Origin of the sequence: Oerskovia jenensis (assembly GCF_016907235.1) — a bacterium.
Taxonomy (GTDB): domain Bacteria; phylum Actinomycetota; class Actinomycetes; order Actinomycetales; family Cellulomonadaceae; genus Oerskovia; species Oerskovia jenensis.
This window is the reverse complement of record NZ_JAFBBO010000001.1, coordinates 2,037,329-2,060,652: the sequence shown is the minus strand read 5'-3', so window position 1 is coordinate 2,060,652 and position 23,324 is coordinate 2,037,329. Positions and strand designations below refer to the sequence as shown.

General features: G+C 71.7%; 21 protein-coding genes and 1 riboswitch. Of the genes, 14 read left to right on the top strand and 7 right to left on the bottom strand.

Annotated elements, in window-relative coordinates; all coding sequences use genetic code 11:
* Positions 1 to 80: 80 nt before the first annotated feature.
* The 9 genes from JOD49_RS09265 (at position 81) to thiC (ending at position 9,518) form a co-directional block, all read left to right on the top strand.
* Positions 81 to 407, top strand: a complete 327-nt coding sequence (locus JOD49_RS09265; protein ID WP_205306933.1) for a hypothetical protein — start codon at positions 81 to 83, stop codon at positions 405 to 407.
* Positions 392 to 985 carry a hypothetical protein gene (locus tag JOD49_RS09260; RefSeq protein ID WP_205306932.1) on the top strand — a complete coding sequence of 198 codons (594 nt, stop codon included), beginning with the start codon at positions 392 to 394 and terminating at the stop codon, positions 983 to 985. Before JOD49_RS09265 ends, JOD49_RS09260 begins: the two co-directional genes overlap by 16 nt.
* 374 nt (positions 986 to 1,359) lie before the next feature.
* The gene (locus tag JOD49_RS09255) at positions 1,360 to 2,343 is read left to right on the top strand and encodes a diacylglycerol/lipid kinase family protein (protein WP_205306931.1); all 984 of its coding nucleotides are present in this window, start codon (positions 1,360 to 1,362) and stop codon (positions 2,341 to 2,343) included.
* A 513-nt stretch (positions 2,344 to 2,856) separates the two neighbouring features.
* Positions 2,857 to 3,285, top strand: a complete 429-nt coding sequence (locus JOD49_RS09250; protein ID WP_205306930.1) for a hypothetical protein — start codon at positions 2,857 to 2,859, stop codon at positions 3,283 to 3,285.
* A 456-nt stretch (positions 3,286 to 3,741) separates the two neighbouring features.
* Positions 3,742 to 4,386, top strand: a complete 645-nt coding sequence (locus JOD49_RS09245; protein WP_205306929.1) for a hypothetical protein — start codon at positions 3,742 to 3,744, stop codon at positions 4,384 to 4,386.
* A gap of 213 nt (positions 4,387 to 4,599) precedes the next feature.
* Positions 4,600 to 5,532 carry a peptidoglycan-binding domain-containing protein gene (locus JOD49_RS09240; protein WP_205306928.1) on the top strand — a complete coding sequence of 311 codons (933 nt, stop codon included), beginning with the start codon at positions 4,600 to 4,602 and terminating at the stop codon, positions 5,530 to 5,532.
* On the top strand, positions 5,523 to 6,158 hold the full coding sequence (locus JOD49_RS09235; protein ID WP_205306927.1) for an ABC transporter ATP-binding protein: 636 nt from the start codon (positions 5,523 to 5,525) through the stop codon (positions 6,156 to 6,158). The genes JOD49_RS09240 and JOD49_RS09235 overlap by 10 nt, the downstream gene beginning before the upstream one ends.
* 293 nt (positions 6,159 to 6,451) lie before the next feature.
* Positions 6,452 to 7,522: a hypothetical protein gene (locus JOD49_RS09230; RefSeq protein WP_205306926.1), complete on the top strand. Its 1,071-nt coding sequence runs from the start codon at positions 6,452 to 6,454 to the stop codon at positions 7,520 to 7,522.
* A gap of 186 nt (positions 7,523 to 7,708) precedes the next feature.
* Positions 7,709 to 7,818: riboswitch (TPP riboswitch) on the top strand.
* Positions 7,809 to 9,518, top strand: a complete 1,710-nt coding sequence (gene thiC / locus JOD49_RS09225) for a phosphomethylpyrimidine synthase ThiC (protein WP_205306925.1) — start codon at positions 7,809 to 7,811, stop codon at positions 9,516 to 9,518. Its footprint overlaps the riboswitch before it by 10 nt.
* Positions 9,519 to 9,620: 102 nt before the next feature.
* Here thiC and JOD49_RS09220 read toward each other — a convergent pair whose 3' ends face one another.
* The 4 genes from JOD49_RS09220 to JOD49_RS09205 form a co-directional block, all read right to left on the bottom strand.
* Entirely contained in the window at positions 9,621 to 10,283 is a 663-nt protein-coding gene (locus JOD49_RS09220; protein WP_205306924.1) for a response regulator, read from the bottom strand.
* A complete protein-coding gene (locus tag JOD49_RS09215) occupies positions 10,280 to 11,770 on the bottom strand; it encodes a sensor histidine kinase (RefSeq protein WP_205306923.1) in 1,491 nt (496 codons plus the stop codon). Before JOD49_RS09215 ends, JOD49_RS09220 begins: the two co-directional genes overlap by 4 nt.
* A 185-nt stretch (positions 11,771 to 11,955) precedes the next feature.
* Positions 11,956 to 12,849, bottom strand: coding sequence for a hypothetical protein (locus JOD49_RS09210; protein WP_205306922.1), 894 nt, complete (start codon positions 12,847 to 12,849; stop codon positions 11,956 to 11,958).
* On the bottom strand, positions 12,849 to 13,562 hold the full coding sequence (locus JOD49_RS09205) for an ABC transporter ATP-binding protein (RefSeq protein WP_205306921.1): 714 nt from the start codon (positions 13,560 to 13,562) through the stop codon (positions 12,849 to 12,851). Before JOD49_RS09205 ends, JOD49_RS09210 begins: the two co-directional genes overlap by 1 nt.
* Before the next feature lie 196 nt (positions 13,563 to 13,758).
* Between JOD49_RS09205 and JOD49_RS09200 the strand changes: the two genes are divergently transcribed.
* The 3 genes from JOD49_RS09200 (at position 13,759) to JOD49_RS09190 (ending at position 15,991) form a co-directional block, all read left to right on the top strand.
* Positions 13,759 to 14,685, top strand: coding sequence for a hypothetical protein (locus JOD49_RS09200; protein ID WP_205306920.1), 927 nt, complete (start codon positions 13,759 to 13,761; stop codon positions 14,683 to 14,685).
* Positions 14,682 to 15,065 (top strand): GntR family transcriptional regulator, encoded by a 384-nt coding sequence (locus JOD49_RS09195; protein WP_205306919.1) that lies wholly within the window; start codon positions 14,682 to 14,684, stop codon positions 15,063 to 15,065. The genes JOD49_RS09200 and JOD49_RS09195 overlap by 4 nt, the downstream gene beginning before the upstream one ends.
* Positions 15,066 to 15,250: 185 nt before the next feature.
* A complete protein-coding gene (locus tag JOD49_RS09190) occupies positions 15,251 to 15,991 on the top strand; it encodes a TetR/AcrR family transcriptional regulator (RefSeq protein WP_205306918.1) in 741 nt (246 codons plus the stop codon).
* Between the two features lie 103 nt (positions 15,992 to 16,094).
* Here the strand turns inward: JOD49_RS09190 and JOD49_RS09185 are convergent, their stop codons facing one another.
* Together JOD49_RS09185 and JOD49_RS09180 are read right to left on the bottom strand one after the other, a co-directional pair.
* Positions 16,095 to 16,754 (bottom strand): DUF4190 domain-containing protein, encoded by a 660-nt coding sequence (locus JOD49_RS09185; RefSeq protein WP_307822464.1) that lies wholly within the window; start codon positions 16,752 to 16,754, stop codon positions 16,095 to 16,097.
* On the bottom strand, positions 16,751 to 17,383 hold the full coding sequence (locus JOD49_RS09180) for a DUF4190 domain-containing protein (protein WP_205306917.1): 633 nt from the start codon (positions 17,381 to 17,383) through the stop codon (positions 16,751 to 16,753). The genes JOD49_RS09185 and JOD49_RS09180 overlap by 4 nt, the downstream gene beginning before the upstream one ends.
* A gap of 292 nt (positions 17,384 to 17,675) precedes the next feature.
* On the opposite strand from JOD49_RS09180, the gene JOD49_RS09175 reads away from it, so the two are divergent.
* Both JOD49_RS09175 and JOD49_RS09170 read left to right on the top strand, forming a co-directional pair.
* A complete protein-coding gene (locus JOD49_RS09175) occupies positions 17,676 to 19,898 on the top strand; it encodes an NTP transferase domain-containing protein (protein WP_205306916.1) in 2,223 nt (740 codons plus the stop codon).
* 90 nt (positions 19,899 to 19,988) lie between these two features.
* Positions 19,989 to 22,412, top strand: coding sequence for a glycoside hydrolase family 94 protein (locus JOD49_RS09170; protein ID WP_205306915.1), 2,424 nt, complete (start codon positions 19,989 to 19,991; stop codon positions 22,410 to 22,412).
* An 88-nt stretch (positions 22,413 to 22,500) separates the two neighbouring features.
* Here the strand turns inward: JOD49_RS09170 and JOD49_RS09165 are convergent, their stop codons facing one another.
* The gene (locus tag JOD49_RS09165) at positions 22,501 to 23,292 is read right to left on the bottom strand and encodes an exodeoxyribonuclease III (protein WP_205306914.1); all 792 of its coding nucleotides are present in this window, start codon (positions 23,290 to 23,292) and stop codon (positions 22,501 to 22,503) included.
* Positions 23,293 to 23,324: the final 32 nt, after the last annotated feature.

Below are 23,324 nucleotides of genomic sequence, written 5' to 3'. Positions count from 1 at the left end.
TCCGAACCTCTTGCGGGGCGGACAGGCCGTCGACAGTATGGTCCTGTTCGTCCCGCAGGGGGATGGCAGGAGGGAACGCAATGAAGCGAAAGATGCTGACAGTGCTGGCGACCGGAGCATTGGTGGTCGGAACGGTGTTCGCGGCCGGACCGGCCTCCGCACGAGGGGCTGCGGGGCCAGGGTGCAGCTTCAACGTGACCGCCACGACGAGCGGAGTCTGGACGACGCCGGGAAGCTGTAGCCAGGCCCGTGCCGGGATCAACTACTTCACGCCGAGCGGTCAGATGGTGAGGCAGAACGGGGCCTGGTCGACCGGGAAGTCGACGTCGGACGCGATCAACCTCAACATCACGGCTCGTCAGGGCCAGGCCCTGAACGGCACCTTCGGATCGTGGCAGTCCGCCTGATGCCGCATCGCAAGCACGGCGGCCCCCGTATCGTCCTGCTTCGCGGGGGAGTGGGGGTCGCCGTGCTTGCACTCCTCGCTGGGGGCTGTGCACAGGACGTCGCCACGGCGCCCGGCCTCTACGCGAGTGAGTTCAAGCAGGCGAGGGAGGCTGCAACGACCGACCTGGAGCGCGACATCCTCGCCGACGATCAGATCACCGACGCCGAGTATCAGGAGGTGCGCGAGCGGCTCAAGTCGTGCGTCGCGGGACGTGGCTTCGAGCTCGAGTTGTTGGCGGACGGTGGGACGTCCATCCCCTACTCGCAGGGGGACGAGGCTGCTTTGGATACCGCGATCCAGGAATGCGAAGCGAACACTGTCGTGAACATCGAGTCGCTCTACTGGGACATGCGGAAGAACCCGGAGAAGGTCGACCTCGACGAGGCCTCGGCCGAGTGCTTGCGCAAAGCGGGACTTGTCGGGGCGGAGTTCGACGGCAAGGAGTTCGACGAGACGTTCTCGAATCCCCAGTACGACACGGGGGACCCACGCGTGAGCAAATGCATCAACGATCCGCTGGCGCAGCTGTCGAAGTAGCGCGGAGGTAGCGGAACTCACGCGACGCCACGAAGCTCTCGGCTACAGGGGGGGGGGCGAGAGCTCAGGGCGACCCTGCGCGTGGGCGCTGACGGCCCGGCCCCGGAAGGGGCCGGGCCGTCGTGTGGTGTGGCTCAGCCGTGTCCCTACAAGATCGCGAGCGTCGTCGCGCGTCGCACATCCAGCGCCGGCGTCCGAAGGGCGCCGCGCCGGCCTCCTCACCGACGATCTCACCATCCTGGGGGCTGGGGCGTTCACCACCCTGGGGCGTGCGGGCAACACCTGGGTGCAGGTCTTCGGGTACTGAGCGCGCCCGGAGTGCCCGAGTCGTCCCCTTGTCGAGCGAGCGGGCGCGGCGCACGACATACTCAGGTGTGAACCCGTCCCAGGAACAAGCGCCCGAGACCGCCGCCAAGCAACGCCTCGACCACGCGCCGCTCCGCTCGGCCGTGATCGTCAACCCGAACCGCGTCGAGGGGCTCGACGAGCTCCGCCGCACCATCGAGACCCAGCTCGCCGACGCCGGGTGGCCCGCGCCCGCCTGGCTCGAGACCACCGCGGAGGACCCAGGCACGGGCCAGGCGCGCCAGGCCGTCGAGGACGGCGCCGAGGTCGTGTTCGTGAGCGGCGGCGACGGCACCGTGCGTGCCTGCATCGAAGGCCTCGTCGGGACCGAAGCCGCCCTCGCGGTCCTCCCCGGCGGTACGGGCAACCTCCTCGCAGGCAACCTCGGCATCCCGCCCCGTCCCGAGGACGGCATCCGCCTCGCGCTCGACCGCGGCCGCCGGGCCGTGGACATCGGCGAGGTCGACGGGCAGGCCTTCGCCGTCATGGCGGGCATGGGCCTCGACGCCGCGATGATGGAGGACGCACCCACCGCGCTCAAGGCCAAGGCGGGCGCGATCGCGTACGTCGTCTCGGCGTTCAAGCACCTGGCCGACGACGAGATGAAGGTCGAGGTGCGGGTCGACGACCGACCGGTGCTGCGCCGTCGGGCACGGACCGTGGTCGTCGGGAACGTCGGCAAGCTCCAGCGTGGTGTGAACCTGCTGCCCGACGCCGAGCCCGACAACGGCCAGATGGACGTCGCGATCATCGCGCCCCGCAACCTGGGCCACTGGGTCCAGCTCCTCGTCGGGGTCGTCGCCAAGCGCAAGCGCGTCCCCAACATGGAGGTGCTGCGCGGGTCACGGATCTCCGTGATCTCCGACCGGCCGCAGCCGCGCCAGCTCGACGGCGACGTGATCGAGCCCGCGAAGAAGCTCGAGGTCAGCGTCCGCGCCGGGGCGCTGTGGGTGTGCGTGTACCAGCCCGACACGTCGGACGACATCGCTGAGGGTGCGCCGGCTGGAGGCTGATCCCGCTCCCCGGGCGGTAGGGCTTGCCGGGGCGATGACGGCAGGACAGAGGTGGGCCGAGTCGAGGCCGGACGGCACGGCAGGCACGGGGAGACGAACCCCCTCGGGACGTGCGGAGGTGGGTGGAACGACGGTGTACGACGAGTCATGGCGTTCACCCCGCCGACCCGGCCACGGTGCGGTGCCGAGCCCGACGACCCGGGCGCTTCTGCGTGGTTGCCAGGTCGTACGTCCAGTTCAGATAGTGAGAAGTCCTGACGAATCCCTTGCGGGATGGCGCCGGGTGCTGCCAGCCTGGCCGCAGAAGCGGCCGACGCGCCCAGGGGCGCGTCGGCCGCTCCAGGTGTGGATGGAGTGGTGATCTGAGTGCAGCGAATGTGTTGGACAGGGACAGCGATAGCGACGGTCCTGATGCTGGGGGCGTGCTCTACTGACGGCACGTCCGAGGGCCCTGAGGCTTCTCCGTGGGAGCCTGATGTTCGTGCGCTCGCGGAATCCACGTCTATCGATCTGGTGCGCCACATCGCCCAGGACGGAACGCTCGAGGAGCACGAGTACCGGGAGGTCCAAGACGCGTTCATCGCCTGCATGGGTGACCGTGGGCTTGCGGTCGAGACCTGGGTTGACGAGTTCGGTGTGGAGTCATATCAGACCGCAGGGGAATACACCGAGGAGCTCAAGTCCGTCCAGGACGAATGTGAGATCAGTGTGGGTCTCCGGGAGGTCGTGCCGCTCTACACGGTGATCACGACAAACCCGAACAGGGTGGACTTCAACGAGCTCATCGCGCAGTGTCTCCGCGAGTTCAAAGTCGTTGACGAGACGTACACCGGTGAACAGTACGCACAAGACCTCAAGGACCAGAACCTGCCGGGCACGGGTTCGCCAGAGTCGTCGCTATGCCTCACCGATCCCCTGCAGGCGATGGAGAACCGAGAGTGATCCGTGGGCGGCGACGCCCACGGGGCAGAGGGCCGGAGGCGCAGGCGGGCGTGAACCTGCAGCGGGCGCCTTGGAGAGCTTCAGAAACCAGACGGTCAGAGACTCAACGCAGATGAGGGTGTTGGGCTGGTTGGCTGAGTCGGGTCGGGGATGGGACGAGGTCCCCCAGGATGCGGGTTCTCACACTGCCCGTCCGGAAGACCTCGACGTGCCTGACGCGAATACTGGCAGGCTCGCGGGAGCCCGCCGAACGAGGACGTGCCGCAGGTAATCGCGGACTGCCTGGTCTGCGGTGGGCAAAGGGACACAACAATGAGGAGGCGAGTCCAGAGCAGTGAGGCCTCCGGCGGCGCCTAGGGGGGCGGAGCGCGATGGAACCGTCGGCCGCTATCGTGCGTGCTCAAAGCAGCGGGCAGCTTCCGCGTCGCAGGGGTCGCACAACCGGGGGGAGAGCACATGCTGAGGACTGTTCGACGACGGGGGTCGGTCGCGTCGCTGGGGATCGCTCTGGCGGTGGCCTTGGTGACCGGGTGCTCGGGTGAGTCCGAGGTGCGCAATCCGTACGCGGCCGAGTTCGCCAAGGCCCGCGATGAAGTCACCGCAGAGGTTTCCCGAGCGATTCTCGAGGACGACGTCATCACCGCCGCCGAGTACGACCAGGTCAAGGACGAGTCGGTCCAGTGCATGCGGGACCAGGGGCTCGCGGCCAGTCGCACCCAGGAAGGCGGGGTCAAGGTCGAGGGCGTCGGCTCGACCTGGGATACCCCGCAGGACCAGCTCGACGCGGATCGCGCGCGCAGGGAAGCGATCATGGCCGAGTGTGAGGAGAAGGTCGATCTCGCCGTGCTTGAGGCCCTCTACTGGGCGGTGGCCGACAACCCGGAGAACACGGATCTGATGCAGGCCGTCGCCGACTGCCTGGTCCGCGGCGGTCATCGCGACGAGGGCTATGACAAGGCGGACTACATCGAGGAGATGTCGAGCTACGGGACCGGCATGAGCGTCGCCGACGACGGTTCGACGACAGAGACTCCGGGAGCGCTGGCCGGGCAAGCGCCACCTCTTGAGATGACGGCCTGCGAGCGGGACCCGGAGCAGTAGTCCCCGACATCACGACGTCGCACACCCCGGCAGCAACCACGCATGCGCACCACCAGAGGAGTAGCAGTGACCAGAGATAGACGTCCCGCCCGGACCGGGGCTGCCCGGTCAGCGGGAGCCCGAGGGGGTGCGCTCGCGCTCGTGGCGGTCGTCCTCCTCGCGGGGGGTGTCACGGCGGGTATGGCGTTGGCGCCGGAGTCGGAGCCGGCGAGCGTGCGGAGTGCGACGCCGCCCGCCGCGGTGCCGGTCTCGCGTCAGGTGTTCGACGACGCCCGCAAGGTCAAGGTCACCCCGGTCGTCGCGGAGGAGGGCACGCTGTCCGTCGCGGACCAGGGCAAGGTCACGCGCTCGGTGTGCGCCCCGGGGGCCGTGATCGAGTCGGGATCGAGCCCGGCCACGGTCGACGACCGTCCGGTCGTGGCGCTCGCGACGTCGATCCCGTTGTGGCGGGACCTGGCTCCCACGGCCACGGGCGACGACGTGAAGGCCCTGCAGGTCGAGCTCTCTCGCCTCGGGCACAAGGTGAGCGCGGACGGCACGTATGGCGATGCGACCAAGGTCGCCGTGACCAAGCTGTTCAAGGCGGCGGGCGTGACCAAGCCGACCGGTGACCTGCCGGTGGCGTCGGTGCTGTGGCTCCCGGCGGCGTCGGTCACGGTCAAGGCGTGCGAGGTGCCCGTGGGTGGCGCGACGTCCGAGGAGGCGTTCGCGACGACCGCCGGGACGCTGGTCTCGCTCGGCCTGTCGGACACTCTCTCCAACGTCACGCCCGGGGACCGCGTGCTGCGCCTGGGCGAGCTGAGTGCACCGGTCGGGGAGGGCGGTGTGGTCACGGACCCGACGTTCCTCGAGGCCGTGCGCGGCAGCATGGAGTTCGCCGGGTGGCAGCGCACCGAGGGGTCCGAGCCGTTGACGCTCGAGTACGTGCTGGCCGCGCCACTCGATGTGTCGGTCGTGCCGCCGGGGTCGCTGTTCGCGCTGAGCGGTGCGACCGGTTGCGTGAGCGCAGACGGCACGGCGTACCCCGTGACGGTCATCGCGTCGAGCCTGGGGCAGACCCTCGTGACGTTCGACGGCCTCGACGCGGCGACCGCGCCCACCGAGGTCGAGCTCACCTCGCAGGAGGAGGGGCAGTCGTGCCGGTAGGGAGCAAGCGGCTGGTCGGGACGGGGTTGGGGCACGCGTTCCCCGGCACCGGGCTGCTCTTCACCGGGCTGGACCTGGAGATCGTGCCAGGCGAGGTGGTCGCGCTCGTCGGGCCCTCGGGCAGCGGGAAGTCGACGCTCCTGAGCATCGCCGCGGGGTGGGAGCGCCCCACGCAGGGGCAGGTCGAGCGCGTCGGGGTCGCGACGACCGGGTGGGTCTTCCAGAACCCGCACGGTGTCGCGCGTCGCGCCGCCCTCGACCACGTGGTGCTGCCGCTGCTGGCGCGCGGACTGCGCCGCCCCGACGCCGAGGACCGGGCTGCCGAGATCATGGCCCGGTTCAACCTCGCCCCGGTCGCCGACCGCCCTTTCCGTGCGCTGTCGGGCGGGGAGGCGCAACGCCTCATGCTCGCGCGCGCCGTGGCCCTGGCCCCGGATCTGCTCCTGGTCGACGAGCCCACCGCGCAGCTCGACCTGCGCACGGCCGCGACCGTCAACGAGGTCCTGGCGGGCATCGCGCAGGACGACTCGATCGTCGTGGTCGCCACGCACGACCCGCACACGCGCGACGCCTGCACCCGCGTGATCGACCTCGCCGACTTCCAGTCCGCGCAGGTCGCGGCATGACGGCGCCCGACGACGGCGCGCGGCCCGGCCTCGCGACCGCCCCGGGCGACGCTCACCGCCCCGGAGCGCCAGGCCTGCAGGACCCGTCCGCGGAGGAGCCCACCCGGCCCGCCGGAGGGCGGCCGCCCAGATCCGCGACACCTGTCGGTGCGTCCCCGGACACGCCGAGCCCGGCCCCCGGCCTCAGCCCCGGCGCCCCCACCCTGCCCGACGACGGAGCGCACCTCCGCGCGGAGGCGAGCGGCGGCGTCGGGCCGGGGGAGAAGCCCGCGCGACCAGTGCGGGCGCGTGCCATGCGGGCAGCGTCCGTAGTGTCCGAGGCGTGGCGGAACGTCGGGTCCGGCACGACGCGCGCGACCTTGTTCGCGGCGGTGCTCGTCGTGGTCGTCGGGGCGCTCGCCGCGGTCGACGTGCGCGCGGTCGTGGGCGTGATCGAGGGGGCCCGTGGGTACCGCGACGCGGGCGCGAGCGTGCAGATCCTCGAGGCCACGGGTCAGGTCGACGGGGCACGCTGCGAGGCCCTCGCCGGGGTCGACGGCGTCAACGCGGCCGGGGCCCTGCGGACCGGGGAACCGCTGCGGGCACTCAACCTGCCGTCGAGCGAGCTGACCGGGTTCGAGGCGACCCCCGGGCTGCTCGGCGCGCTCGACCGGGGCCGGGTCGCCGGGGCCGGTCTGTGGCTGTCCGCAGATCTGGCCGAGGCGCTGGGCGCGACGACCGGTGACTCGGTCGCGACCAATGCGGGACCCGCCCGGGTGGGGGCCGTGTACCCGTACCCGGACGACGGGCGCGACCGTGTGCTGGGCTACGCGGCCGTCGCGCCGGTGCCCGCGGCGGGACTGTTCGACTCGTGCTGGGTCGAGATCTGGCCCGTCGAGCCCGAGACCGCGACGCTCCTGCGCACGACCATCGTCGCCGACACAGCCTCCGAGGTTCAGCCCACCCAGAAGCAGCTCAACGGCCGGCTCGGCGCGACGTACGACGCGAGCGCCGAGTTCAGGGATCGTCTGACGAAGCCCGCGCCGATCGCCGCCGCCTTCCTGGGGTTGGCCCTGGGCTTCGCCGCGATTCGTCTGCGCCGCCTCGAGCTCGCCGCAGCCCTGCACGCCCGGGTCCCGCGCTCAGCGCTGACCTGGCAGGTGCTCCTGGAGACCGCGGTGTGGACCGGTGCCGCCGTGATCGTGACCGTTCCGGTGCTGTGGTGGCTCGCCGCCGATGCCGGCCTTCCCGCCGACCACCTCAGCACCTGGGTCATCGGCATGCGGACCGTCCTCGCGGGAGCAGGCGCGGTGCTCGTCGGAGTGGTCGTCGGGGCGCTCACGACCCGGGAGAAGCACCTGTTCAAGTACTTCAAGGAACGGTGACGTCGGCCCGGACCTCGACGCTGGGTGCGGAGTTCTTGTGCGGCACACACCGCGTGTCCCGCAAGAACTCCGCACCGACGGTGAGCCGGGCTGATCGCGGGACGCCCGCGCCGCCGTCGGGCAACCTGCGCTACGGTGACGACCGCACCACCCAGCACCACCGCACCACCAGCACGACCCACAACTCCACACACCCACGGGAGCTCGCAGCAGCGAGCTGAGAGGGCGGCTCAGCGCCGCCGACCGTTCGAACCTGTTCGGATCATGCCGACGTAGGGAGAGAGCAATGAGCTCTGAGACCGCTGTGCCCGCAACCACCGGGCGCGCCACCGCCGCACCCGCTGCGCACACCATCACGACCGGACCCATCGCCGGGTCCGCCAAGGTGCACCACCCGGTCCCGGGCGCGGAGCACCTGCGCGTCCCCGAGCGCCGCGTGCTCCTGAGCAACGGTGAGCACCTTGACCTGTACGACACCTCGGGCCCGTACACCGAGGTCGACGACCCGTCCGCGTTCGACCTCGCGGGCGGGCTGCCCGCGCTGCGGGCGTCCTGGCTCCGGCCCGACGCCGTCCCCACCGAGCGCGGTACGGGCGGCGCCCGGACGCAGCTCGCCTGGGCGCGCGCCGGGGTCGTGACCGACGAGATGCGCTTCGTCGCTGCCCGCGAGGGCGTCGACGTCGAGCTCGTGCGCGACGAGGTCGCGCGTGGCCGGGCGGTGATCCCGGCCAACCGTCGGCACCCCGAGATCGAGCCCATGATCATCGGCAAGGCGTTCGGCGTGAAGATCAACGCGAACATCGGGAACTCGGCCGTGACGTCCTCGATCGAGGAGGAGGTCGAGAAGATGGTGTGGGCCGCGCGCTGGGGCGCCGACACCCTCATGGACCTCTCGACGGGCAAGGACATCCACGAGACCCGCGAGTGGGTGCTGCGCAACTCCCCGATCCCCGTGGGGACGGTGCCGCTCTACCAGGCGCTCGAGAAGGTCAAGGGGGACCCCGCGAAGCTCACGTGGGAGATCTACCGCGACACCGTGATCGAGCAGGCCGAGCAGGGCGTCGACTACATGACCGTGCACGCGGGCGTCCTGCTGCGCTACGTCCCGCTGACCGCGCGTCGTGTCACGGGCATCGTGTCCCGCGGCGGCTCGATCATGGCCGCGTGGTGCCTCGCGCACCACCAGGAGTCGTTCCTGTACACGCACTTCGCGGAGCTGTGCGAGATCCTGCGCGACTACGACGTGACGTTCTCCCTCGGCGACGGCCTGCGTCCGGGGTCGATCGCGGACGCCAACGACGCGGCCCAGTTCGCCGAGCTGCGCACGCTGGGCGAGCTGACCAAGGTCGCGAAGTCCTACGGCGTGCAGGTCATGATCGAGGGCCCGGGGCACGTCCCCATGCACAAGATCGTCGAGAACGTGCGCCTCGAGGAGGAGCTGTGCGAGGAGGCGCCGTTCTACACGCTCGGGCCGCTCGCGACCGACATCGCGCCCGCCTACGACCACATCACGTCCGCGATCGGCGCCGCGATCATCGCCCAGGCCGGGACTGCGATGCTCTGCTACGTCACGCCCAAGGAGCACCTGGGGCTGCCCGACCGCGACGACGTCAAGACGGGCGTCATCACCTACAAGATCGCGGCGCACTCCGCCGACCTGGCCAAGGGGCACCCGCGCGCGCAGCTGCGGGACGACGCGCTGTCCCGTGCCCGGTTCGAGTTCCGCTGGCACGACCAGTTCGCGCTCTCCCTCGACCCCGACACGGCGCGCGCCTTCCACGACGAGACGCTGCCGGCCGAGCCCGCCAAGACCGCGCACTTCTGCTCGATGTGCGGACCCAAGTTCTGCTCGATGCGGATCTCCGCGGACGTGCGCGAGTACGCCGAGAAGAACGGCCTGACCTCGGTCGAGGCGATCGAGGCCGGCATGGCGGAGAAGTCGAGCGAGTTCACGGACGCGGGCGGCCGGGTCTACCTGCCGGTCGCGGGCAGCTGAGCCGCTGCCCCGGCCACCTGCCCGACCGCTGAGTGCGGAGTACTTGTCGTCGAACGAGCCGATCGGCGACAAGTACTCCGCACTCAGCAGGGTGGGGCGGGGTCAGCTCGTGCCGGGCGCCGCGATCCCGTGCTCGTACGCCCACACCACGAGCTGGACGCGGTCGCGCATGCCCGTCTTGGTCATGATCCGGCTCAGGTGCGACTTCACGGTGCTCGCCTCCAGGAAGAGCGTGGCGGCGATCTCCGCGTTCGACTGCCCCCGGCACAGCAGCGCCAGGATGTCGTGCTCGCGCGAGGTGAGCAGTCCCGAGGCGACCTCGTCGGGGGTGGCGGGGGACCGCCGTCGGGCGAACTCGTCGATCACGCGCCGCGTGAGCGTCTGGTCGACGAGACCCTCGCCCGACGCCACGCGCCGCACCGCGTCGATCAGCACGTCGGGCTCGGCGTCCTTGAGCAGGAACCCGCTCGCCCCGGCCTCCAGGGCGCCGAACACGTAGTCGTCCAGGTCGAACGTGCTCACCACGAGCACCGGGACCGGGTCGACGACGCCGGGTCCCGCGAGCGCGCGCGTCGCCGTGATGCCGTCCCCGCCGGGCATGCGGACGTCCATGCACACGACGTCTGGGCGCTCGCGGCGCGCGACGCGCACGGCGTCGGCCCCGTTCGACGCCTCGCCCACGACCTCGAAGCCCTCGCTCTCGAGGATCACGGTGAAGCCTGCGCGGACGACGGCCTGGTCGTCGACCAGCACCACTCGGGTCATGGGATCTCCTGCCCGACGGCGGAGCCCGGCTCGTCCGTGGACGTCGCCGAGCGCTCGGGGATGGTGGGGGTGGGAGCGGCGGCTTCGGCCGCTGCGGGCCGGGGGACCGAGAGCCGGACCCGCCAGCCGTCGCCCGGGACGGGGCCCGCGCTGAGCGTCCCGCCGACGAGGGTCGCGCGCTCGGTCATGCCGATGAGGCCGTGCCCGGGCGCGTCCTGGGCGACGGCCGTTGCGCTGGTCGACCTGTCGGACACCGCAGCGGCCCCCGGGGCGCCGTGCCCCTCGCGCGCATCGAGGTCACGGCCCGCACTCCGGCCGCCCCGGCCGCCCGAGATCGCCGCGACCGGCAGCCTGTTGGTCACCGTGAGGACGAGCGCGGCCTGCTGGTGGTCGGTCACGACCTCGATCGCGCGGCCCGGCGCGTGCCGGCGCGCGTTGGTCAGGGCCTCCTGGAGCACGCGGTAGACCGTGAGCTGGACGGCGGGGGACAGGGCGAAGGGCTCGCCGCGCCGCACGTCGCGCACCTCGGCGCCCGCGCTGCGTGCGAGGTCGAGCAGCTCGCCCGCGTCGTCGAGCGTGGGCTGCGGCGCGGACGGCGCCTCCTCGTCCGGCTCGCCCGGACCGGTCTGCGACGAGCTGCGCAGGATGCCGACGACCAGGCGCAGGTTGTCGAGCGTCTCGCGCCCCTGGGTGCGGATCCAGCGCATGGACTCCTTGGCGCGCTCGGGGTCACGGTCGACGAGGCGCTCGGCCGCGGCCGCCTGCACGACGATCCCCGACAAATGGTGCGCGGCGACGTCGTGCAGCTCGCGGGCCATGCGACCGCGCTCCTCCAGGACGGCCTGCGCCGCGAGCATGTCGCGCTCGCGCTCGGCCTGGGCGACCCGCCCTCGCAGCTGGGCGAACAGCTCACGGCGCGTGCCGACGTACGCGCCCACGAGCGCCGAGGCCACGTACGTCAGGAGGGCCGACGCGAGGCCGCCCCAGACCTGGACCGCGACCGGCGTGGGGCCGGCCGAGGTGATGGGCACGGGTCCGCCGAGCACGAAGCCCAGCAGCACCTGGACGCCCGCCGCTGCACCGGCCGCCCACAGGGCCGTGCGCCGCGGTGCGTAGGCCCCCACCGAGTAGGCCGCGACGAGCGTCGCGGGCGCCTGGAACGAGACCATCGCGGGCAGCACGGGCACGAGCGCGACCTGGCCCACCACGGTCAGCGCGAGCGCGAGCAACGGTGCCCGACGGCGCAGCGTGAGCGCCATGGCCTGCGCGACCACGAGCGTGATCGCCGCGACGCGCCCGCCGGTCGAGAACCGGAGGGAGTCGGTTGCACCGTCGACCACGATGCCCAGGTCCGACAGGACGATCCGCTCGACGGCCAGCAGGAAGCAGACCGTGAGGGCCGCGACGACCGCACCGAGCAGCGCGTCGCGGGCCATCGGGGTGCGGATGCCGACCGCGGCGAGCCGGCGGTGCAGGGCGTCGAGCACGAGGGCTCCTCTCGGGTCGAGCGGTCGAGGTCCCGTGGGTCGGGACGGACGGTGCCGGGCTGGTCGGCAGGCGGTGGGGCCCGCCGGTGCGGGAAGCGGACCCCGCACCGGGCGGACCGTGCTCCCGGGTGAGCGGCGCCGTCGGGCACCACGGTACGTGGCCGTGGCGCCCGACGGCCGACGCCTCAGACGAGGTCGCGGCGACGGAACGTCACCGCGCCCGACCCGAGCGCGACCGCGACCCACGCGACCAGGCCCAGCAGCGCGACCCCGACGCCCATCGGGGCGAGGCCGCCCAGGACCGACGTCGCGCTCTGGCCCGTCGAGGCGAGCGAGCCGAGCCCCAGCGGCAGCCACGCCGCAGCGCTCGACGTGCCGCCCGAGAGCAGCACGACCACGGCCTGGATCATGGGCTCGACGAGCACGAGGCCCACGACGACGAGGATCGCCGCGACCTGCCCGCGGACCAGGGTCCCTATCCCCAGCCCGAGCCAGGCGAACAGCACGAGGACCAGCAACCCGCGCCCCCACACGCCCAGGACGTCGCCCGCACCGATCTGGAGCTGTGCGTCCGCCGTCGACGCGACTCCCACGAACAGGCCCAGGGCGGTGAGGACCGCGAGCGCGGCACCGGTCACGAGCGCGACGACAGCGGTCGCGCCCGCCTTGCCGGCGAGGACGCGCAGTCGCGACGGCACGACGAGGGCCGTGGGCACGATGCCGCCCGTGCGGAAGTCCGTGGTGACCGTGAGGACGCCCAGCAGCAGCATGCAGACGACCGCGACGCCCGCCGACCCGGACCCGGCGGGGCCGTTGCCCAGCAGGTCCAGCATCGAGCGTTGGACGGCGGCGGAACCCAGGTCAGTGAGGCCGCCCAGGTCGGGCGCGAGGTCGGCCGTCATCCCGGGCGAGGCCCCGAGACCCACGGTGGCACCGCCACCCAGGCCCTCGAGGCCCGACAGGATGCGGGGCAGGGCGATCGTCAGTGCCTGGACCAGGAGCATGCCCGCGAGGGCGACGATCCCCAGGATCCAGGGCGTGCGGGTCGTGCGCAGCTTGAGCAGCTCGGCGCGGAGCATCAGCGGACTCCTTCGGTCTCGGCGGTCAGGTGCAGGTAGAAGTCCTCGAGGGACTCGCCGCGGACGAGGTCCGCGAGCGGGCCGTCGGCGATGACCTGGCCCTGGCCGATCACGACCAGGTCGTCGGCCACCTGCGTGACCTCGGCCAGGACGTGGCTCGCGAGCAGCACCGCCCCGCCGCCGTCCGCGAACGAGCGCAGGACCTCGCGCATCCATCGCATGCCCGCGGGGTCCAGGCCGTTCGCGGGCTCGTCGAGCACCAGGACCTGCGGGTCGCCCAGGAGCGCCGCGGCGAGCCCGATGCGCTGGCGCATGCCCAGCGAGTAGGTCTTGACGCGGCGGTCGGCGGCGCGATCCATCCCGACCAGTGCGAGCACCTCGTCGACCCGTCGGCCCCCGATCCCTCCCGCGGTCGCGAGGACCCGCAGGTGGTCGCGACCGCTGCGGCCCGGGTGCAGGCCGCCCGCGTCGAGCAGCGCGCCCACGGTCGAGGCCGGCTTCTCCAGGGCCGCGAACGTGCTGCCCTGGATCGTCGCGGTGCCGGCGCTCGCAGACGCGAGCCCCAGCAGGACGTTGAGCGTGGTCGTCTTGCCCGCGCCGTTGGGGCCGAGCAGCCCCACGACCCTGCCGGGCTCGACGGCGAAGCTCACGTCGCGGACGGCGTCGAACGTCCCGTAGGACTTGCGCAGGCCCACGATCTCGATGGCTGGCATCGGGGGATCCCTTCTCCTCCGGACACGCAGCCGAGGTGCCGCGCGCCGTGCCTCCAGCCTGGCTTCCGGGCGGTCGTGGGCGCTTCTGGCGGAGGGGGGAAGGTGGGTTGCGACTTGCGGCGGAGGTGGGCTCTTGACACCTTGAACCCTAATGATCATAGTTTGTGTTCAATAGTCATTCTGACGAGGGGGACCCATGTTCGAGATCTTGCCCCCGGCGATGCTGGCAGTGGCGCTCTTGGTGTGCGCAACGCTGGGAGCCGGAGCCTTCCTGTGGTTCGACGGACGACGGGTCGTCGCGCCCTCGACCGCAGCGCGACGGGCAGTTCGTCATGCCGTTCTCACCGCCGTGGTCGCGGCGGTACCCCTCGTCGTGGGCCTCGGTCTCCCGCTGTTCGAGTTCGTGTCCGTTCGGCTGCCGTCGCCTCATCTGCTCGCGGTGCTGCCCATGGCGTCGCTCGTGGGGGTCCTGGCGGTGTACGCGGTGGGCGAGGTCACCTGGCCCAAGCCACAGGGAGCGACCCGACAGGCGACCCTGACGGCGCGGACGGCAGCGGACGTGGCTCCGCCCGTCGCGCGGAGCCTGGTGCGGGTCTGGGCGGGGGCCACCGTCGTCGCGGCGATCGCGTTCGCTCTCGTCGCGTCCGGTCCCCGCCGGGTGTCGCGGGTGATCGACCAGCACGACGCCTTCACGGTCGGGTCGTTTCCCGGCTGGTTGTGGACCGGGCCGATCGTCGTGGTGATGCTCGTGGTCCTCGTGCTGTGCGAGGTGGTGCTCCGGCTGATCACGTCCCGGCCGGCGGTTCTCGACGTGAGCGAGGAGTGGGACATGTGGCTGCGGCGCCGGGTCGCGCGCCGGGTGCTGCGGATCGTGCAGCTCGTGATCGGCCTGACCCTGGCGGGACTCGTCTCCCTCGCCGGACTGGCCCTGCGCATCCTCGGGTTCGGTCACGGCTCGGGGGTCTACGCCCCACCACCGAGCACAGCGCACATCGTCGCCGGGACGTCGCTCCTCGCGGCCGCGGTCGCCCTCGCGCTCGTGGCGATCGGCGCCGCCGTCTGGCCCGCACGAGACCCGGCGCCCGCGGTCGAGCCGGCCCGACCGCTCGGAGCGACCCCGTGAGCCTCGCCGTCCGGATCGACGTCGACTCGTCCACGCCGCACTACGAGCAGCTCCGCGCGCAGCTCGCGGCCCTCGTCACCGCGGGGACCCTCGTGGACGGGCAGCGGCTGCCCACGGTCCGCGCCCTCGCGAACGACCTCGGCATCGCCCCCGGCACCGTCGCCCGGACCTACCGCGACCTCGAGGCCGCCGGGCTGGTGACGACCCGCCGCCGGGTCGGGACGCTCGTCACCGCGCCCCCGGCGACGCTCGACCGGGCCGCGGTGGTCGAGGCGGCCGCGCGCTTCGTCCGCATCGCGCGCGACCACGGCCTCTCCGACACCGAGATCCGTGACCTCGTGGCGGCCGGTCTGCTCGCCGTGCCGGACCCGGCCTCCTGAGGGCCGGGTCCGGCGTCTGACCGGAGAGTGCGGACGGAGAAGGGGCCGCTGTCGCACCGGGAACCGCGGCCCTCTCGTGCCCCGCACGGGTCGGCGCTCCGGACGGATCGGGAGTGGAACGCGACGTGTCGGGCCGGGTCCTCGGCGCTACGCTCGCGGGGAAGCACACTCACGGGGGAGGGCGCATGCCCAGCACGACGTCAGACACCACGCACGCACACGACCACGCAGGCCCGACGACGGAGCCCGGCCCGGGAGACCGGGCCCGGCGGGACGGGCCCGGCCGAGGCGCAGGCAGCGCACCGCGCGGCTACGCGAAGGGGCGCGCCAAGCGTGACGAGATCATCGAGGCAGCGACGGGGCTCTTCGGCGAGGTCGGCTACCACTCGGCGTCGCTGCGCGAGATCTCCTCGCGCGTGGGGATCTCCCACCCCGGCCTCCTGCACCACTTCCCGACCAAGGAGACGCTCCTTCAGGCGGTGCTCGAACGCCGGGACGAGGTGGACTTCGTCCTGTTCGACAAGGACCGTCAGGACGGGGTCGACTACTTCGACTCCCTGATGCGGGTGGTCGGACGCAACGCGGCCCGGCCGGGCATCGTCGAGCTCTTCTGCATCCTCTCGGCCGAGGCGACCTCGCCCGAGCACCCGGCGCACGCGTACTTCCAGCGCCGCTACGACGGTGTGCTCGCGCGCACCCGGCACGAGCTCGCCCGTCGCGACGCCGACGGACTGCTGCGTCCGGGGGTCGACGTCGCCGCCGCCGCGCGGGCCCTCGTCGCCGTCATGGACGGGCTCCAGGTGCAGTTCCTCCTCGAACGAGGGGGGCCGCGTCCGCCCGTCGACATGGCGGCGGGACTGCGCTCCTACCTCGCGCTGATCCACGCCGACGAGGTCCCTGGGCACGGCGGTCCGATCAGCGGCTGATCCGTCGAGGAGGAGGGGTTCGTGGCCGACGGCCGGAGCTCGCGAGCGAGGTCGCCGCTCGGCACCGGGGTCGTCGGAGCACGAGGCGCCCCCGGGGCCGGGCTCAGTCGATCAGCGAACCCTCCACGGCTTCCCCGGTGGCGGCCACGCACAGCCCGGTCCGGTCGCCCTGCGCCCAGGACGCCTCGGACGGTGACCACACGACCAGCTCGATCCCCTCGGTGGGTGCGTCGCCCGCCAGCACCGCGGGCGAGCACACCCGGGACACGCGGGCGCCTGCCGCGTCCTGGCCCGGCCACACCGCGTCCGCGGCGAAGTCGGTGCGCGCGACGACCTGGGCCTCGTGCGGGTCCGCGCACGGCACGACCCGCACCGAGGAGACCTCGCCGTCGTCGGGCAGCTCGGCCAGGCAGTTCCCCAGCACGAGCTGGCGTGCGTGCGCCGAGCGGGGCTCGCTCACGTCGGCCGGCAGGGGGGCGGTCGCGGCCCGCCCCACGAACAGCGCGACGACCACCGCGATCGCTGTCAGCGTCACCGCGACCCCCAGGGCGATGCCCGCCCAGGCGAGACCGGTGCCGCGGGTGCCGTCGCGCCGGATGCGCGCGAGCGCAGCCGCCCCGATCCCGACACCGACAGGCCCGAGCAGCAGCCCGGTCGGCAGGGCGACGACGGCCAGCGGCTCGATCCGCGGGGCCGCGGGCTGCCAGCCCGGTGCGTAGAAGACGTCCGGGTCGTATCCGTGAGGGGAGGCCGGGTGGCTCACCAGGACCCCAGCATCGCGAAGAGCCAGAGCACCACGAAGGCGGTCCCGACCGCTCCCACCGCGATGCCCGTGATCGCGAACCCACGGCCCGTCGTCCCGTCGCGCGAGATCTGCTGCAGGGCCACGATGCCGAGGATCAGGCCGACGACCCCGGGGACCATGCACAGGAGCAGCCCCGCGAGCGACGTGATCATCGACGCGAGTGCCAGGCCGTTCTGTCGGGGCGGCGGCGCGAACGAGGCGTCCCACGAGGGGGCCGGTGGCCACGTCGGCTGAGCGCCGTGGCCGTAGGCAGGGCCGTAGCCGACGCCGTGCCCGGGCGGGTACTGGCCGACCGAGGGGTCGTACCCGGAGGCCCCGGTGGGCGGAGGGGTGCCGTACACGGGCGTCCCGGGCGCCCCGTACGGACCGTAGGCCGGTGCGCCCGAGGGCGGAGGCGCCGTCGGGACCCCGGGGGCCGGAGGTGCGTACGGGTCCCCGGGGTGGGGTGCGTCGTCCGCCCCGACCGGTGGCCGGTAGGGCACGAGCGGGGGCTGGCGCGACGCACCGCCGGGTGAGTACGGAGGGGCGGGCGGGGCGAACGGGTCCTGGTCCGGTGTGTCCGAGCCCTGCGGCGGGGGTGACGTCATGGGAGAACCGTAGCCAGGACGCGCGACCGCCGCCGAGACTTCCCACAGGCCGCATCGGGGCGGGTGCGCGGGGGCCGTCGACGAATATTTTGTGAGGATTCCACCCCAAACCCCTCGGGGGCCTTCGGGACGGCCCTGCGCGCGTCTATGATCGGTGGTGGTACCGGGCATCCGCGGTCCCTCGTGCGAGGGATTTGGAAGGAGTCGTGCTTTTTCCGTCGGCTCTCCGGTGCCCTACCGAGCGTGGTCTGCACGGGCCGCGCACGACGCATCACCGAGCAGTGAGGACGTCATGACCCTGCCACAGGCCGCCCAGGTCTCCGCCACCACGAACGACCGAGCGGCGGTGGTCCTCGCCGCAGGCCACGACGACGCCTCGCGCGAGCTCATCACGCGCCCGCTCGGTGACGCGACCGTGGTCCAGCTCGCCGTCGCGAACGTCCGCAAGATCATCGCCGACGACCGCATCGTGGTCGTCGTTGCCCCCGGTGACACGGCGGTGCGGGGACTGCTGGGCGAAGGGTTCCAGTACGTCGAGCAGCGGGAGCTGCCCGGCACGGGCGGCGCCGTGCTGGCTGCCCGGGCCGCGGTCGAGGCGCTCGGTCGCCCCGCGAGCGAGGTCCTGGTGGCCTACGCCGACACCCCCCTCCTGCGCTCCGAGTCCCTGCTCGGGCTCCTGACCCGCCACACGCTCAAGGGCGCCGACCTGTCGTTGCTCGCGGCCGTCGTGACCGAGGGCCTGCCGACCTACGGCCGCATCGTCCGCCACGACGGCGAGATCACCGCGATCCTCGAGGAGTCGGACCGGCCCGCCGACGCGCACACCGCCGGGGAGCCCGTCGAGGTCAACGTGGGTGCCTACGTCGCGGCCCCCGGTCTGCTCTTCACCGAGCTCGAGGTCATGCTGGCCGAGGGCGAGCACCGGCTCACCGAGCTCGCCCGCCGTGTCATCGCCAAGCACAAGAGCATCTCGTCGTACCGCATCTACGACACCGACGAGGTCCGCGGCATCAACACGGCCGAGGAGCTGCAGGAGGCCGCCGACATCCTCCTCAAGCGCCTGTTCATGCCCAAGAAGAACACCGACACCAAGATCGTGTTCGGCACCGGTGGGTGGCGGGCCATCATCGGCGAGGGCTACACGCTCGCCAACGTGCGTCGGCTGTGCCAGGCGATCGCGAACGAGACGGTCCGCAAGGGCATCGACGACCTGGGCGTCGTCATCGGCGGGGACCGCCGCTTCCTCTCGCGCGAGTCGGCCATCGCCGCGGCCGAGGTCTTCGCGGGCAACAACATCCCGGTCACCCTCCTGCCCGACGACGTCCCCACGCCGCTCGTGACGTTCGCCGCCCCGTACCTCGGCGCCGCGTACGGCATCATCGTCACCTCGAGCCACAACCCGCCCGAGTGGAACGGCATGAAGGTGTTCCGCCAGGACGGCTCGTTGCCCCTCGACGACGAGACCGACCGCTACCAGGACGAGGCCAACGCGCTCAGCGTCGACGACGTCATCACGCTCGACCTCGCGGTGGCCCGCAAGGCAGGGCTCGTCGTGGACAAGGTCCTCACCGAGCCCTACGTCGACGCGATCGAGAAGATCGTCGACGTCGACGCCGTCCGCGGCTCGGACCTGCGGGTGATCGTCGACCCCATGTACGGCACGAGCCAGCTCACGCTCGGCACGATCCTCAACGACATGCGCGTGCGTTCGGAGTTCATCCACGCGTCGCACAACCCGCTGTTCGGCGGCATCGCGCCCGCCCCGGACCTGCAGCGCCTGTCCACGCTGATCTCGATGATCCAGCAGGGCGGCGGACGCTACGACCTGGGCATGGCGACCGACGGCGACTCCGACCGCATCGGGATCGTCGACGAGACCGGCGAGTACATCTCGACCAACGACCTCCTGCTCCTCCTGTACTGGTACCTGCACGAGTTCCGCGGCGAGAAGGGCGGCGTCGTGCGCAACCTGGCCACGACCCACCTGCTGGACCGCCTCGCCGCGCACTTCGGTGAGGAGTCGCGTGAGGTCAAGGTGGGCTTCAAGCACGTCACGGCCGGCATGGAGGAGATCGGTGCCGTGCTCGGTGGCGAGTCCTCGGGCGGTCTGACGGTCCGAGGCTGGATCCTCGGCAAGGACGGCATCTTCGCGTGCGCCCTGGTCGTGGAGATGCTGGCCCGCACCGGCAAGAAGATCTCCGAGCTGCGCGAGATGATCTACGAGATCACCGGGCGCCTCTACACGCTCGAGGCCGGCGTGGACTCCACGCCGGAGATGCGGGTCGCCGTGCCGCGCCGGCTCGAGGCGGACCCGCTCACGCACATCGGCCCCTACCCGGTCGTGAGCATCTCCCACCTCGACGGCACCAAGATCGTCCTCGAGAACGACAACTGGGCACTCCTGCGGTTCTCCGGGACCGAGCCCGTGCTGCGCATGTTCGTCGAGGCGGACTCGCCCGAGAAGGCCGGCGAGCTGCTGGACTGGCTCAAGGGCTTCGTGACCGCAGGCGTCTGAGTCTCCGTCCCCCGGGGTCCTCGAACCCCGGAGGCTCGGCACACCTACCCCACCCACCCGCACCTCTCACCGACAGGAACCGACCCGACGATGCGCTACGGCCACTTCGACACCGCTCGTGACGAGTACGTCATCGAGCGCCCAGACGTCCCCGTCTCGTGGACGAACTACCTGGGCACCAAGGACTTCTGCACCGTGCTCTCGCACAACGGCGGCGGCTACTCGTACTACAAGTCGGCGCAGAGCGGCCGCATCTCGCGGTTCCGTCAGAACGGCGTCCCGCTCGACCGCCCGGGGCACTACGTGTACCTGCGCGACGAGGCCGACGGCGACTTCTGGTCGGTGTCGTGGCAGCCGGTGGGCAAGCCGCTCGCGGCTGATGGACACGAGGACGGCGCGACGTACACGACGCGCCACGGCCTGAGCTACTCGACGTTCGAGGCCCAGTACAAGGGCATCGACGCCCAGCAGACGATCTTCATCCCCCTGGACGACGACGTCGAGATCTGGGACGTGCGCCTGACCAACACGACCGACGAGGTCCGCGAGCTGACGGTCGGGTCGTACGTGGAGTTCTCCTTCCACACGATCACGATCGACAACCAGAACCTGCAGATGTCGCTCTACTCGACGGGGTCGTCCTACGAGGACGGCATCATCGAGTACGACGCCTACTACGAGCCGTGGACGTTCCACTACTTCGCGTCGAGCGAGGCGCCGTCGTCGTACGACTCGCTGCGCGACAACTTCATCGGCCCCTACCGCTCCGAGGCCAACCCGATCGCGATCGAGCGCGGGCACGGCTCGAACGAGAGCGCGACGACGCAGAACCACTGCGGCTCGCTCCAGCACAAGATCACGCTGCAGCCGGGTGAGACCAAGCGCCTCGTCTACATGCTCGGCTACGGCTCGCGCGCCGAGGCCGGCCGCGCGATGCAGGCCAAGTACGCGGACGTCGCGACCGTCGACGCCGAGCGTGCCCGCCTGGCCGCGTACTGGAAGGCCAAGCAGGACAAGCTGCGCATCCGCACGCCCCACGAGGGCATGAACACCATGATCAACTCGTGGACGCTGCTCCAGGCGGAGACCTGCGTCGTGTGGTCGCGCTTCGCGTCGTTCGTCGAGGTCGGCGGACGCAGCGGCCTGGGCTTCCGCGACACGGCCCAGGACGTCATGAGCGTCATCCACACCAACCCGACCAAGACGCACCAGCGCATCGTCGAGCTCCTCCGGGCCCAGACGGAGGCGGGCTACGGCCTGCACCTGTTCGAGCCCAAGGCGTTCGACCCGGACGCACCCAAGCTGCCCGACGTCCCGTCGCCCACGATCGTCCCCACCCCCGACCCCAAGGACCTCATCCACGGGCTCGAGGACACCTGCTCGGACGACCACCTGTGGCTCGTGCCGTCGGTCGTGGAGTACGTCAAGGAGACGGGCCGTCTGGAGTTCCTCGACGAGGAGATCCCGTTCGCCGAGGGCACCCCCGCCACGGTGTACGAGCACCTCACGCGTGCGCTCGACTTCTCGAGCAAGCAGATCGGCCAGAACGGCGTGGCCCTGGGCCTGCGCGCCGACTGGAACGACTGCCTCAACCTGGGCGGCGGCGAGACCTCGCTGGTCACGTTCCTGCACGCGTGGGCCATCCAGGCGTTCCTGGAGATCGCTCGTCCCCTGGGCCGTACCGAGGACGTCGCCAAGTACGAGGCCGAGCTCGCGCGCATCGCGAAGGTCGCCGACACCCAGCTCTGGGACGGCGCCTGGTGGATCCGTGGCTACACGCGCGACGGCGTGAAGATCGGTTCGAACGACAACGACGAGGGCAAGATCTTCCTCGAGCACCAGGCCTGGCCGGTCATCGCGGGCATCACGACGCAGGAGCGCGGCGAGGCGTCGATGGACTCGGTGCGCGAGCTCCTGGGCTCGGAGTACGGCAACCACCTGAACTGGCCGGCGTTCACCAAGGTCGACGACACGGTCGGCTTCGTGACGCGCGTGTACCCGGGCATCAAGGAGAACGCCGCGATCTTCTCGCACCCGAACGCGTGGCCCATCATCGCCGAGGCCATGCTGGGCCGCGGCGACGAGGCCGTGCAGTTCTACGACGCGATCCTGCCGTACAACCAGAACGACAACATCGAGGTCCGCGGGGCCGAGCCCTACGCCTACGTGCAGTTCCTGTACGGCCGCGACCACGAGTGGTTCGGCAAGGCGCAGAACCCGTGGCTCACGGGTACGGCGGGCTGGATGTACACGGCCGCGACGAAGTACATCCTCGGTGTGCGCCTGGCCCTCGACGGCCTGGTCGTCGACCCGTCGATCCCCAAGGACTGGGACGGCTTCGAGGTGCGCCGTGAGTGGCGTGGCGCGGTCTACGAGATCGAGGTGCGCAACCCCGACCACGTGTCGAAGGGTGTGCGGTCGGTGACGCTCGACGGCGTCGAGCTCGACCCGACGCAGCCGATCCCGGTGCAGCCCGCGGGCTCCGAGGTCAAGGTCGTCGTGACGCTGGGCTAGCTCGTCGTCGCTGAGTGCGGAGTAGTTGTCGTCGAACGGCTCGTTCGACGACAACTGCTCCGCACTCAGCGTTTGCGGGGTGGGACGGTCAGTCCGTCAGGTCCACGATGACCGGGACGTGGTCCGAGGCGCCCTTGCCCTTGCGCTCGTCGCGGTCGATCTCGACGCCCGTCGCGCGGGCGCGCAGCGCGGGGGACAGGTACGCGTAGTCGATCCGCATGCCCTGGTTCTTGGGGAAGCGCAGCTGCTGGTAGTCCCAGTACGTGTACTTGTGCTCCTCGGGGAAGAAGTCGCGCGTGACCTCGGTGTACCCGGCCGTCGAGAACGCTGAGAATGCCGCCCTCTCTGCCGGCGAGGTGTGCGTGTGCCCCGCGAACACGGCCGGGTCCCACACGTCGGTGTCGAGCGGTGCGACGTTCCAGTCCCCGACGAGCGCGACCTGCGCCGCGGGGTCCGCCTCGAGCCAGCCCGAGGCCTGGGTGCGCAGGTTGTGCAGCCACTCGAGCTTGTACGGGTAGTGCGGGTCATCGAGCGCGCGACCGTGCGGGACGTACAGGCTCCACACGCGCACGCCGCCGCACGTCGCCCCGATCGCGCGGGCTTCCAGGTGCGGCTCGGCCCCGAAGTGGGGCTGGGTCGCGAAGCCCGTCTCGACGTCCTCGATGCCGACGCGCGAGACGATCGCGACCCCGTTCCACTGGCTCAGGCCGAAGTGCGCGACCTCGTACCCCGCGGCCTCGAACACCGCGTGCGGGAACTGGGCGTCCTTGCACTTGGTCTCCTGCAGCGCGAGCACGTCGGTGCCCGAGCGTTCGAGGAAGGCCACGGCGCGCTCGGCGCGGGCTCGGATCGAGTTGATGTTCCAGGTGGCGAGACGCATGAGCGACAGGCTATCCGGGGCGACCCACGCCC

Excerpts from the sequence above, each read along its gene's own strand:
- JOD49_RS09265 (WP_205306933.1), top strand. The coding sequence starts at position 81 with ATGAAGCGAAAGATGCTGACAGTGCTGGCGACCGGAGCATTGGTGGTC.
- JOD49_RS09245 (WP_205306929.1), top strand. The coding sequence starts at position 3,742 with ATGCTGAGGACTGTTCGACGACGGGGGTCGGTCGCGTCGCTGGGGATC.
- JOD49_RS09230 (WP_205306926.1), top strand. The coding sequence starts at position 6,452 with ATGCGGGCAGCGTCCGTAGTGTCCGAGGCGTGGCGGAACGTCGGGTCC.
- thiC (WP_205306925.1), top strand. The coding sequence starts at position 7,809 with ATGAGCTCTGAGACCGCTGTGCCCGCAACCACCGGGCGCGCCACCGCC.
- JOD49_RS09220 (WP_205306924.1), bottom strand. The coding sequence starts at position 10,283 with ATGACCCGAGTGGTGCTGGTCGACGACCAGGCCGTCGTCCGCGCAGGC.
- JOD49_RS09210 (WP_205306922.1), bottom strand. The coding sequence starts at position 12,849 with ATGCTCCGCGCCGAGCTGCTCAAGCTGCGCACGACCCGCACGCCCTGG.
- JOD49_RS09205 (WP_205306921.1), bottom strand. The coding sequence starts at position 13,562 with ATGCCAGCCATCGAGATCGTGGGCCTGCGCAAGTCCTACGGGACGTTC.
- JOD49_RS09200 (WP_205306920.1), top strand. The coding sequence starts at position 13,759 with ATGTTCGAGATCTTGCCCCCGGCGATGCTGGCAGTGGCGCTCTTGGTG.
- JOD49_RS09190 (WP_205306918.1), top strand. The coding sequence starts at position 15,251 with ATGCCCAGCACGACGTCAGACACCACGCACGCACACGACCACGCAGGC.
- JOD49_RS09180 (WP_205306917.1), bottom strand. The coding sequence starts at position 17,383 with ATGACGTCACCCCCGCCGCAGGGCTCGGACACACCGGACCAGGACCCG.
- JOD49_RS09175 (WP_205306916.1), top strand. The coding sequence starts at position 17,676 with ATGACCCTGCCACAGGCCGCCCAGGTCTCCGCCACCACGAACGACCGA.
- JOD49_RS09170 (WP_205306915.1), top strand. The coding sequence starts at position 19,989 with ATGCGCTACGGCCACTTCGACACCGCTCGTGACGAGTACGTCATCGAG.
- JOD49_RS09165 (WP_205306914.1), bottom strand. The coding sequence starts at position 23,292 with ATGCGTCTCGCCACCTGGAACATCAACTCGATCCGAGCCCGCGCCGAG.